The sequence below is a fragment of the Pseudoalteromonas sp. CO325X genome (assembly GCF_004208955.1).
Taxonomy (GTDB): domain Bacteria; phylum Pseudomonadota; class Gammaproteobacteria; order Enterobacterales; family Alteromonadaceae; genus Pseudoalteromonas; species Pseudoalteromonas ruthenica.
In genome coordinates, this window is record NZ_SGPG01000026.1 from 224,357 (window position 1) to 236,743 (window position 12,387).

10 protein-coding genes are annotated in these 12,387 nt (G+C 44.7%); 7 read left to right on the plus strand and 3 right to left on the minus strand.

The annotated features are described in order from the left end of the window. The first annotated feature begins 542 nt into the window (after positions 1 to 542). From putP to EXT46_RS15085, 3 genes are read left to right on the plus strand one after another with little or no spacing between them, the layout of a single operon-like run. Positions 543 to 2,039: a sodium/proline symporter PutP gene (gene putP / locus EXT46_RS15075; RefSeq protein WP_045980355.1), complete on the plus strand. Its 1,497-nt coding sequence runs from the start codon at positions 543 to 545 to the stop codon at positions 2,037 to 2,039. A 23-nt stretch (positions 2,040 to 2,062) separates the two neighbouring features. After that, positions 2,063 to 3,169, plus strand: coding sequence for a glutamate 5-kinase (proB, locus tag EXT46_RS15080; protein ID WP_022946039.1), 1,107 nt, complete (start codon positions 2,063 to 2,065; stop codon positions 3,167 to 3,169). Then, positions 3,166 to 4,413 (plus strand): glutamate-5-semialdehyde dehydrogenase, encoded by a 1,248-nt coding sequence (locus tag EXT46_RS15085; protein WP_022946040.1) that lies wholly within the window; start codon positions 3,166 to 3,168, stop codon positions 4,411 to 4,413. The genes proB and EXT46_RS15085 overlap by 4 nt, the downstream gene beginning before the upstream one ends. 57 nt (positions 4,414 to 4,470) lie before the next feature. Here the strand turns inward: EXT46_RS15085 and EXT46_RS15090 are convergent, their stop codons facing one another. From EXT46_RS15090 to EXT46_RS15100, 3 genes are all read right to left on the minus strand, one after another. Further along, the gene (locus EXT46_RS15090; RefSeq protein ID WP_205988247.1) at positions 4,471 to 5,691 is read right to left on the minus strand and encodes a methyl-accepting chemotaxis protein; all 1,221 of its coding nucleotides are present in this window, start codon (positions 5,689 to 5,691) and stop codon (positions 4,471 to 4,473) included. A gap of 102 nt (positions 5,692 to 5,793) precedes the next feature. Beyond that, a complete protein-coding gene (locus EXT46_RS15095) occupies positions 5,794 to 6,492 on the minus strand; it encodes a glycerophosphodiester phosphodiesterase family protein (protein WP_022946042.1) in 699 nt (232 codons plus the stop codon). A 67-nt stretch (positions 6,493 to 6,559) separates the two neighbouring features. Further along, a complete protein-coding gene (locus tag EXT46_RS15100; RefSeq protein ID WP_130148261.1) occupies positions 6,560 to 7,423 on the minus strand; it encodes a DMT family transporter in 864 nt (287 codons plus the stop codon). A 153-nt stretch (positions 7,424 to 7,576) separates the two neighbouring features. Here EXT46_RS15100 and EXT46_RS15105 point away from each other — a divergent pair, with 153 nt between their 5' ends. The 4 genes from EXT46_RS15105 to EXT46_RS15120 all read left to right on the plus strand — a co-directional run bounded on the left by EXT46_RS15105 (position 7,577) and on the right by EXT46_RS15120 (position 12,206). Next, positions 7,577 to 8,275, plus strand: coding sequence for a tetratricopeptide repeat protein (locus EXT46_RS15105; protein WP_045980353.1), 699 nt, complete (start codon positions 7,577 to 7,579; stop codon positions 8,273 to 8,275). 117 nt (positions 8,276 to 8,392) lie between these two features. Further along, a complete protein-coding gene (locus EXT46_RS15110) occupies positions 8,393 to 9,472 on the plus strand; it encodes a sensor histidine kinase (protein ID WP_130148263.1) in 1,080 nt (359 codons plus the stop codon). Between the two features lie 10 nt (positions 9,473 to 9,482). Continuing rightward, positions 9,483 to 10,079 (plus strand): response regulator transcription factor, encoded by a 597-nt coding sequence (locus tag EXT46_RS15115; RefSeq protein WP_130148265.1) that lies wholly within the window; start codon positions 9,483 to 9,485, stop codon positions 10,077 to 10,079. 234 nt (positions 10,080 to 10,313) lie between these two features. Next, positions 10,314 to 12,206, plus strand: a complete 1,893-nt coding sequence (locus EXT46_RS15120; protein ID WP_130148267.1) for an acyltransferase family protein — start codon at positions 10,314 to 10,316, stop codon at positions 12,204 to 12,206. The last annotated feature ends 181 nt before the right edge of the window (positions 12,207 to 12,387 follow it).

Here is a 12,387-nt window from a genome sequence, read left to right on the forward strand (position 1 = left end):
TCAGTATGAGATAAGCAGAGCGTGATGACAACGTTTTGCTGCATCAGTCAAACACGCATAACTACCCACCTTTTAACGTGTGATACAGCGAAGCTGATTACTCTTTAAGTAAAAAAGAGCCTTAGATCACTAAAAATTCATAATAGGTCAAAATTTTATGTATTCATCGCTAGAGTGCATTTTTACGCGCTTAGGAGCTATTTCAATGCGCTATAAATAGCATGAATACTGGCTATGGCTAAGTTTTGACCTTGATTTTTATATCTAAATCCGCATAATAACGTTCGTAGACAAATTATTAGAGTGCTAATTAATTGTGGTTTTTAGCCTGCCTCGTCGTATGCAACCGCTGTTGTCACAGCGTAAACCACAACTGTTAGTGCTTTCCTTTTAATTGGTTTTGGAACAGCTTGATGCCTGTGCTTGTTAGCGTTGGGTAGGTAAAGCCGTAAGCAAAATTTAGCGTCGCCCCAGTTGTTATATCGCGACGCTTTTTATTGCCCAAAACAAAGTCCACCTAGGGTGGCCAAACAGGATAAGGAATGCATTTTTATACATATCTCTCTCTCGCATTGTATTTTTTAGCCATGCTTGGCATTGGCTTGTTCGCTTATCGCAATTCTACAAGTGATATTTCTGGCTACATTCTAGGTGGCCGTCAAGTGAGCCCTCATGTAACTGCCTTGTCTGCAGGAGCATCGGATATGAGTGGTTGGATGCTAATGGGCTTGCCAGGAGCCATGTTCTTAACTGGTTTCGACACCGTATGGATTGCACTGGGTTTGGTTTTAGGTGCACTGGCCAATTATTTATTAGTTGCACCGCGCCTGCGGGTGTACACAGAAATGGCCGATGATGCACTGACGCTACCGGACTTCTTCGATAAGCGTTTTAACATGAGCAAAGGACCGATTCGCGTGATTTCAGCGGCAGTGATCATCTTGTTCTTTACGCTCTATACCTCGGCAGGGTTAGTTGCAGGCGGGAAGCTGTTTGAATCGGCGTTCGGTTTAAGCTACCACCTTGGCTTAATCATTACCGTTTCGGTGGTTGTGGCCTACACTTTATTAGGTGGCTTTTTAGCTGTGAGCATGACTGACTTTGTCCAAGGCTGCATTATGTTTGTGGCATTGATACTCGTGCCGATTGTGGCTTACATGCAGTTCAATGGCAGTGCCGATATGCTTAATTTTGCGCAGCAATCGATTCCAAGTTTTAGTGAATCTTGGCAGAGCATCACCTTGCTGGGCATAGTATCAAGCTTGGCTTGGGGGTTAGGTTATTTTGGTCAGCCTCATATTATTGTGCGCTTTATGGCGATTCGCTCGGTAAAAGATATTAAAACGGCACGTAATATTGGTATGAGCTGGATGACAGTCACCATTTTAGGCTCGCTTGGAACAGGCTTAGTTGGGGTTGCTTATGCCAATAAATTTGGTTTGCAAGTGGCTGACCCAGAGACAATTTTTGTTATTTTCTCAGAAATTTTGTTCCACCCTTTAATTAGCGGCTTTTTACTCGCCGCGATTTTGGCGGCGATCATGAGCACCATCTCATCACAGCTGTTGGTGTCATCAAGCTCGCTGACCGAGGACGTATATCGTGCTTTTTCAAAAACTGAGGTAGAGCAAAAAACCTTAGTAAAAATCGGTCGGATAGGGGTTTTCGCCGTGGCACTCGTTGCCACCTTACTGGCACTGGACAAATCTAATAGCATTTTGTCATTGGTCAGTAATGCCTGGGCTGGTTTCGGTGCCGCATTTGGCCCATTAGTATTATTTAGCCTGTGTTGGTCGAAAATAACCCACCAAGGCGCGCTCGCCGGAATCGTTGTCGGCGCAGCAACTGTTTTATTCTGGATATTTGCACCAGTGCTTAGTGACGGGGGCACGCTAAGCAGTGTTATTTACGAAATTGTTCCCGGATTTATCGCAAGTTCACTTGCAATCGTTGTGGTGAGTAAGCTTTCTCAGGCACCTTCAGCCGAGGTGAAAGAAACTTTTCATGCAACTGAGCAAAAACTTGAGCAACTTAGCTAAAGCTAGTAAGGAAAGTAATCGCAATGCAAAATTTTAAATGGCAACGCATCGTACTCAAAGTAGGCAGTGCCTTAATTGCACCCGAGCAAAATGGCTGTAGTTCACGCTATTTACTCACCATAGCTCAGTTTATTGTTCGTTGCCGCGCCCAAGGTATTGAAGTTATTTTGGTGTCATCTGGCTCTGTGGCTGCGGGCTCACACTTATTCCCAGAGGATAAGCCGCGCTCTGTAGCACTTAAAAAAGCAATGGCAGCTGCTGGGCAAATGGAGATGATGGCAACATGGGACCGTTTCTTCGATTTCCCATCAGCACAGATTCTGCTAACACACGGTGACTTACGTGACCGTGAGCGTTACACCAGTGTACGCGACACCATTTTTACCTTGCTTGATCACGGTGTTCTACCTGTCATCAACGAAAATGATACGGTGACCACTGATGATTTGAAAGTAGGTGATAACGACAACTTATCAGCTATGGTAGCAGCGGCTGCTGATGCCGACGCATTAATGATTTTCTCAGATGTGGATGGCCTTTATGACAAGAATCCTAACTTGCATACCGACGCTGTACTGTTACCTGAGATCAGTGAAATTGATGAATCTATTTACGCCATGGCTGGGTGTGCTACCAGTGCGGTAGGTACCGGCGGCATGAAAACCAAAATTGAGGCGGCAGAAAAAGCCACTTCCCATGGTATTACCACATTTATTCTAAATGGCTTTAAAGAGCAGACCTTTAACTTGTTGTTAGAAGGTAAAAACCCGGGCACTATCTTCTTGCCGTATGAAAAACCAATGCAAGAGGCAGTCCATTGGCGTACACATACCGCCAGTGAGCAGGGTGAGGTGATTGTTGAAGGTGACTTCAGCGAGCCATTAGATGAAAACGCCGAGCAGATTAACCCGCAAGGCATTATCGAGGTTCGGGGCGAGTTCTCCGTTGGCGACACTATTTTGGTGCGCAGCGACGACGGCACTAAGCTGGCTAAGGCACGAGCAAACTACAGTAGCTGTTTGCTGAACTTTATTGCCGAGAATGAAACCAGTGAGTTTAGCGATGAAGCACAAGATTCCATCGGCCCGATTATTTCAGACGAAGACATTGCAGTATTGGAGAAATCATGAGTTTAGTTAAGGATATTTCAGCTCAAGCAGCAAAAGCCGCTAAGGTGCTTGCTCTGCTTGATACAGAGAGTAAAAACAACGTACTTAAAGAAATGGCTGAGGCACTGCGTGCCAACAAAGAGCATATTAAGGCGGAAAACGAATCAGATCTTGCCAATGCGCGAGACAACAACTTAGCTGCAGCCATGGTCGACCGTTTGACGCTGACCGATGAGCGTATTGAAGATATGGCCGTGGGCATTGAAACCATTGCCGATCTCGATGACCCAGTAGGTCAGTTGCGTTCATTGGGTGAGCGTCCCAATGGTATCAAAATCAATAAAATGCGAGTGCCTCTTGGGGTGATCTGCATGATTTATGAAGCCCGTCCAAACGTAACAGCCGATGCCGGCGCACTGTGCTTCAAATCAGGTAATGCGGTTATTTTGCGTGGTGGTAAAGAGGCGCTAGCCTCAAGTAAAGCCATTGCCAGTGTACTGCACAGTGTGCTTGAGAAACACAACTTGCCAACGGCGCTTATCTCGGTGATCCCAGACCCAGACCGTGGCCTGTTGATGGATCTTATGCAGCAGCGTGACACCATTGACTTGATTATCCCTCGCGGTGGCGAAGGACTGATTAATTTTGTGACTGAAAACAGTACCGTACCGGTTATTCAGCACTTTAAAGGAGTGTGTCACCTGTATGTTGATAAAGATGCAGACCTTGATGTGGCGATGAACCTATTACTGAACGGTAAAACTCAGCGTACCGGTGTATGTAACGCCCTAGAGGGCTTGGTTGTGCACCAAGAGGTAGCAGAAGCGTTTTTAGCTCGTGCGGCAAAAGAGCTTGAAGCAAAAGGTGTACGTGTTAATGCTGATGCTCAAGCAGCGAAATTCTTCAGCAATGCGAATGTCATTGGCGATGATGAATTTGGTGAAGAGTACCTTGATCTTGAAATCGCGGTACGTATCGTTGCTGACTTTGATGCAGCGGTGGCGCATATTGACCGCTTTGGTAGTTTCCACACTGAAGTTATTTGTACCAAAGACGAGCAAACCGCCAACTTGTTCCAGCGCAGTGTTGATGCGTCGGTGGTGATGGTAAATGCCTCTTCACGCTTCTCTGATGGTTCGCAGCTAGGTCTAGGCGCCGAAATCGGCATCGCAACCACTAAGTTGCACGCTTACGGGCCTATGGGCCTAGAGTCACTGACCACAGAAAAATACTTAGTGAATGGTGAAGGACAAATTCGTAGCTAATCACGACTAAGGTTTACAAAGCCCAGCTTAGTGCTGGGCTTTTTTATGCTTTGAAGGTTATTTTACGAAGCGCTCTAGCTCGCTTTGAGTGGTGCGGGTTAGGTGCTCTGAGCGTGCGCATTGCTCTGCGGCTTGGTCTATTTGCGCTTTTGCGTCTTCACCTAAGGTTTTAATTTGCTCCACCGATTGCTGAGTATTGGCCTGGGTTTGCTCCAGTTCATGCACTGCTGCAACAATATCCTGCAATTGTTGTTGGTTTTTCTCAAAGTCTTGCACTAGTTCACTAAAGCCTGAAGCCGTGTTACCGATTGCTTGTTCAGCGCTTGAAGAGTGCTCAATAAGTTGCTCTGACTCTTGGTTAGTATCGCTTACCAGAGTGCCCATTTTATTAATAAAGTCGCTAATTTGCTGGGTCGCATCACTGACTTTAAGTGACAGTGAGCGTACCTCATCAGCAACGACAGCAAAGCCTCTGCCTGCTTCACCGGCGCGAGCAGCTTCAATGGCTGCATTAAGGGCGAGCAGGTTAGTTTGATCGGCAAACCCTTCGACCATTTGCAAAATACTGCGAATGTTCTCTGAGTTTTCTTTCAAGCCTGCAACGGTGTCGGCAAATCGCCCTAATAGCTGCGTGATCTTATGAATTTGCGATACTAATTGGCTAAGCTCTTCAGATGAAGTGCGTACAAAGGTGAGGTTCTCACTGTTGTCGCTGAACACTGCATCCGTATTGGCGACGATTTGCTCTAGGCTATGCGTGACTTGCGTGGTGCTCGCTGCAATCTCACTACTAAATTGTAATTGTCGAGCTCCCAATTCAGCTGTGTTTTGCATGGATAAATTGACCTGCTGATTGCTATCAGCAGCTTGGGCTGCACCTTCATAGGTGGTATTTAAAAGGGCGCTTAGATGGTGTACAAACTTATTATATTGCTCTGATAAGTCACGAAATTCATCATACGTGAACTGTGGTAATCGCGCATTTAAGTTGGCATCCTGTTGATTGATTTGCTCTAACGTATCGCGCATCGCTTGCACAGGGCGCACGATTAAATGGCGCATATAGAACACCGTAAAAATAAAACCACCGACGACTAATAGCGAGATCACCGCAAACAGCGCCAAATTTTGTTCTTGGGCGCTCAGTTCGCGGTACAGCCAAACTAAAGTAAGTAACTGTAAAGCAAACAAAAAGCTAAGGTTGCCAACAATTTTACGAGTTAGCGTATAAAAAAATGTTTCTTCAATATAATTGTACATGCGCATAAACCAACTCATTGATGAGGGCTCCGTTTGCCTGAGTAGACGTCAATGTATACATGCTCAGTATTGTATAAAGCAAAAGATTTTCAAGTGTTTAGCGATGAAGTAAGCGCCTAGCTAGGCATCATTCGCTAAAATCATCTTAGTATTGCACGGGTAATTGGTGAAAATACCATCCACTCCCAGTGCTCGCATATCAAGAATATCTTCTTTCTTATCTACAGTATAAGCATAGACCTCGAGCCCGCGCTGTTTCGCATCGGCGACAAACTCGTGGTTTACGAAGTTTTTGTCTAAGTGCAAGCTATACGCATGCAATCGTTGAGCAAACTCAGCATAGTTGAGCGGGATAGAGGAAGTCAGCGCCCCAATTTTCACCCAAGGTAGATGTTGCTTCAACCATACGAGTTGATGGTGATCAAAAGAAGAGACAATAAGCTGCTCTCGCTGTAATAAACCCTGTTGTACATTGTGCTCAAGGGTAGCAACGAGCTTATCGAGTGAGAATGTGTGTTTAAGTTCTAGGTTCAGTAGGGTCTTATTCCCTATCCAGTCGATCATGTCTTGCAGCCCCGGCACGCGCTGCCCTTGGCCGGCATCATAACGTTGAATTTCTGCTAAAGGGGTTTTATTGACCTTGCCTTGACCTGAGGTGGTTCTATCAAGCCAGGTATCATGAATGATGACATAGTCATCAAGGCAGCTTTGTAGGTCGACTTCTATACCATCGACGCCCACAGAAAGGGCACTTTCTATGGCGATTTGCGTATTTTCCGGGTAGTTACCGCTGGCACCGCGATGAGCAAATACTTTCATTTCTTATCAGTCCGTCTAGCAGGGTCATTGCTATCTTTGTTGATGGCAACCAATTTATCAAGGGCATTTATCGCGATTGTCGAGATACTGACCAAGTCTCAAAAAATGCAGCACTGACAACCAGCATACCGCCTATCAGCGTGGCGGTGTCTGGACGCTCTTGCAATAAAATAAAGGCCAAAATGGTGGCATAGAGAGGTTGTAAGCACGAGATGAGCCCAGCCGTTGTCGCACTGAGTTGGCGCAACGAGGCGGCAAATAACGCGTGGGGAGTGGCTGTAAATACTATGGCGACCAAAAACAGCAGAGCAATATCACGCTGCGTAACGGCCATGGGGGGAACCTCGACAAAGGCACACAGCATTAGGCTGGCGACCAAGGTTTGATAAAACATGGTTTGCGGGCCGCCATAGTGGTTGAAGTACTGGCGCTGCAAAATATTACGAAGGGCAAAGCACAATGCAGAAAACACCCCGGTCGCTATGCCCAAAGTGACATCATTTCCCAGTGTTGCTTCTGGTATGAGTAAGTAAATTCCGACACTGACGGCAATGGCACTGAGCATATCCTTAAGCTTGGGCAAAGCGCGATGAAAAAGCGGTTCAATCATAACGGTTAGAACCGGATAACTAAAAAACGCGATGATGCCGATGGTGATCCCCGCAAGCTGCATTCCAGCAAAATAGGTTACCCAGTGCACGCCAACGATGGCACCGAGTGCCAGTGCTATAAGGTAGTCTTTGCTGCATCTTAGGGCGATGGGCTGGCGCATTGCACCGAGCATGATAACTAAGGCAAAGGCGGCGATTGCGGTGCGATATACGGTGATATCTAACGCTGGCAGGTGAATTAACTTGGCGAATAAGGCGGTGCCACCAAACAGTAGAACCGCTGTATGCAAAAAGAATAAGCTTTGTTTGTGAGAGCTCATAGCGCGTCAAAGGCTGTTTTTTTGCCAGCATACCATGAGCTATATAACAAAGCAGGTGCTGACAAATGTCATCTGCTATTGATGACAAAGGTGACTGCGCAACGGATGGTAAATAAGCAATGATAAAGATGTCCAAACAACAGGAGAGACATCATGAAAATAACCATTATCGCTTTGGCACTTATCAGCGCCGTGACCACTTCGACCTTTGCCAGCTCAACCGATGTGCAACACATTGAGCAAGCAGCAGCCACTCTAGATATACAAGAGCTACGCTTACATAGTCAATCAGCCCAGGGTTACGAGCAAGGCTTGGCCTATTACCGCTTGAGTATGAGTCAGTACTTGCAAGCACAACAGCAGGCGGCGCAGCAAAGCCTGGAGATGGCGCAGCAGAGCTTAGAGCAACTTCTCGCTGAGCCTTTGTCAGATACCGAATTAGGCGAGGCCAAAGCTTTGCTAGCCCAAGTGTATGGCTTCAAAATCACCTTTAACCCTCTCAAAGGGGCGTACTACGGGCCTAAAGCTGGTAAGTTATTGTCCCAAGCAGAACGTCTTGCACCTAATAGTCCGCGTGTACACCTTATAAAAGGTGTTAGTGCTTATAACACCCCGTCCATGTTTGGCGGTTCAAAACAACAGGCCTTGCGTGATTTTAATAAAGCAGTGTTATTGTTCTCTCAGCAACAGGACACTCGCTATGGGTGGGGAGAGGCAGAGACCTACACATGGCGTGGGCTAACACAAAAGGAGCTTGGCCATGGCGAGCAAGCCTTAGCCGACTGGCAGCAGGCGCTGCAAGTGAACCCTGATTATGGCTGGGCGAAAATGCTCATCGCTAAAAATCAGTAAATTATGAGCACAAGCCCATCAGCGCGGTGGTATTGATAACCACCGCCGCTTGTTATTTACTAGCTCATACAGCGTCATGGTCGCTCTATGAGTTAAAGGCCACAGGAAAACCGTTATATGCTTTACTCCTACACTATCGCACAAAACCAGAAGCCTTTTTGGAACTGGATGCCACTGATTTTCTCAAGTTTTTACTTTTTACCTTTAATCATGGCGAGCGATTATTTTTCGTCGGCACAGATCGCGTTAGCCATCGTCGCTTACATTGTTTTTGTCGGGCTGTATGGCTTCGCTCTTCGGGTTAAAGGGAGCAAGCTGGTTGCCTGTGTGATTGCCATGCTGGTGCTGTGTATTGCAGCAACGGCTATCACCCCTGGAAGCCAGGCATTATTTGGTTTTATCGCGTTTTTATGTGGTTTTCACTTTATTGGCTGGCAAGGGAAAGCTGCGTTAGTGATTATTTTACTGGGCGCGACCCTAAGTGGCGTGGTCTTTGCCCCGGCGCAGCTCGGTTATTACTTGCTTCCGGCGGTGGTAGTCAGTATTGGTATTTTCTTTTTTGGTGTCTTTGAGCGCCGCGAGCGTCAGCATGCACGAGCTAAAGCACGTAGCGAGCAACAAATTGAGCATATTGGCGCGGTGGCTGAGCGTGAGCGCATCGCTCGCGATCTCCATGACTTACTAGGGCATTCGCTATCAAGTATTGCCTTAAAATCAGAGCTCGCGCAAAAAATGCTTGATGCCAAAGAAAGTGAGCGAGCCAGCGTCGAGATAAACGAGGTAAGTCAGTTGGCTCGGGACTTACTCAGTGAAGTGCGCCAGGCGGTGGCGGGGATGAAGCAAATGGGCCTGGGTGGCGTGTTAGAGACCATTACTAAAAATTTGCAAAGCCAGAACATTCAATGCCATGTTGGGCCGATGCCACGCTTGCCGAGCTCGATTGAGAGTGCACTGTGCTTTATCTGCAAAGAAGCGGCAACCAATGTGATACGCCATAGCAAGGCGACTCACTTTGGGGTTGAGTTCAAAGAGACTGATAGCTATTGGCAAGTGAGTCTGTTCGATAATGGCAAAGAGGCGAACGTCTCTTTTGGCAATGGACTTAAGGGCATTCAAACACGCTGTGAGCAGTTAGGTGGTGAACTCGATATCAACACTGAGCAAGGCGTACGTTTAACATGCACATTTTTAAAATAAGGGGGCGGCGATGATACGCGTTGTTGTTATAGAAGACCAAGCGCTAGTGCGTAATGCCATTGTTGCTTTACTAAATTTAGACCCTTTTATTGAAGTGGTTGGTGAAGCCAGTGACGGCCAATCAGCGCTCACATTATTGACTGAAGTACGGGCTGATTTACTACTCAGCGATATCGAAATGCCCAATATGAGTGGCTTGGAGCTGGCCGAGCAAGTTGCTCATGAAGGTATCCAAATCGTGATTATGACAACGTTTTCTAAATCTGGTTATATTCGCCGGGCTCTGGATGCGGGTGTACGCGGATTTATTCTCAAAGAAGCGTCCAGTGATTATCTAATCGATGCATTAAAGAAAGTTCATCAAGGGCAAAAAGTTATCGACCCAGAGTTGGCATTGTTAGCGCTGGAGGATAATAACCCGCTAAGTCGTAAAGAGAGTGCCGCACTTAAGCTCACCGAAGAAGGGCTAAAAACCAGTGATATCGCCGCGCGGCTCTATTTAAGCGAAGGCACGGTACGTAATTATCTCAGTGAAGCCATTAGTAAGTTAAATGCGTCCAATCGCAGTGATGCAGCGCGTATCGCCAGGCAAAAAGGGTGGTTGTAAGCTTTTAAGGTATAAATAGAATGGTTTTAGGTTAGCTTAAAAATCTTTTTAATAATAATTAATTTAATGGTTTTGTTGTATGGTTTTTATTCATGATATGAGGTGTTAACTTTTTTGTTTCTTTAAATAGATTTAAGTTGTATTTTTTGCAATTTTATTGATTTTTTATAGGTTGAGAATAAAATAGAAAAGAGTTACTGTTTCTAATCAGTTTTTTTACATGGAAGTGAAGCTTTGAAGTATAGACCTGAAATAGATGGCCTGAGGGCTATTTCCGTCATGTCCGTAATTATATATCATGCTGGGGTTTCCGCTATTAGTGGGGGCTTCATTGGTGTTGATGTTTTTTTTGTTATTAGTGGTTTCTTAATTACTTCAATAATAATGAGAGAGTTGGATGATGGCAGCTTCTCCTTATATAGCTTCTATGAAAGACGCGCAAAGAGAATTCTTCCTCCTCTTTTTATTACGATATTAATTACCCTTCCCCTAGCTTTTTTCTTTTTAATACCATCGCAAATAAAGGATGTGGGGCAAAGCATTGTTGCAGTTAGCTTTTTCTTATCTAACTATTTCTTTTATTTAGAAACGGACTACTTCAACCAATTCAACAATAACGCTCCGCTATTGCATACATGGAGCTTAGCAGTTGAAGAGCAGTTTTATCTAATCTTCCCCTTACTGATGATCATGCTATCCAAGTCAAGGCGTATGATTATTACTTCCTTTTTTCTAATTGCTGCATTCAGTCTTTATTTCGCACACTCAGGCGCGATCACATCACCTAACCTAACATTTTACTCAATACATACGAGAGCCTGGGAATTGATCGCCGGTTCAATTTGCGCGTTTTTTATGTCTTGTAATGTATTTTCTAAATACCTTGATAGTAAACGCAATAGTAAGAACTTAGAGATTATAGCGATAGCTTGTCTAGTAATAATAATTGCCAGTTTCTTTTTCTTTGATAAAAAAACTCTACATCCTAGCCTTTTTACGCTAGTGCCAGTGCTCGCGTCAGCAATTCTCATTACTATTAGTGGTCATACATATTTCTGTAAAAAAATTCTTAGTAATACTGTTCTTGTTAAAATAGGGTTAATAAGTTACGGGTTATACTTATTTCATAACCCTCTTTTCTCCTCAATTGATATATATTTCGACAATCTGGTTGATGAGAAAATTTACTACAAGTTAATGCTTATCCTTCCTGTTTTTTTGCTATCAATTGCTTCATATTTGTATGTGGAAAAGCCAATAAGAAAGTATCGCAATATTAAGCCTTTTAGGCTAATCGCCACTTCGTCGGTATGCTTATTATTGTTTAGCTCCGTGGGTCTAATGATTCATAAAACAAATGGTTTTAAAGAGTACTATGTAAGCAAGCTAGAAAGCGCTGGTATGGAAATGCTTGTCGATATTGAATCAGAACGTACACGTATACTGGAACTTAAAGAGCGTTATTACCCTAGCGACCTACCATTTACCTGTGAGAAACAGTGTCCTAAAATTCTACTACTTGGAGACTCTTTTGGTAATGATGCATATATGTCGATGACAACCATCGCTAGCCACTGGCAAGTTCGCTACATCTATTTAGACGATGAGTGTATGGCTGACTTCATTGCGGCAGATATGGAAGGTGAACTTGGCATAAAATGTAAGAATAAGGACGTAATCGCAGGTGAACTGCTAAAACAAGCTACAAATGTAGTTATCACAGCTAAGTGGCAGGAAAGTACATACCAAGCAGGGTTTGATTTGGCGCGATATATTGAGAGTTCTTATAAAAAGGAAGTTACTTTGGTGGGGTCAATTCTTTTTACTGACTTAGCATCTTTATCTATAAAAGCTTGGCGCTCTGATATGGACCTTCAGAAACTGCCAGAAATCACATATAAGTATCAACGATGGGATCGTGTGCGTATTAGTGACAAGCTTAAAAGTGCAGTGGAGCAGCAAGGAACTATCAAGTGGATAGATAAGAAGCGCTTCTTCTGTGATTATCAGAAGGAAACCTGCAACTTGTTTGATGAAAAGCGAGATCCTCTTATTTGGGATAATGCCCATCTTACATCTAGAGCGTATGCAGCGTACGGAAAGTTCCTAGCTGATGGCGTACTTTAGAGGGCTTTTCGATCAAAAACGCTAGGTTTTTGTCTGGGATTTTACTGATATTTATATGCATTCAGAAATGAATTGCTTTCTAAGCCATCCATCTTTAATGGGTGGCTTTTTTAGTTTTGAACGCGAGGTAGGGATACCGAGCCGGGGGATGGGCTTGGATGCCAGACTAAGAAAATAATAA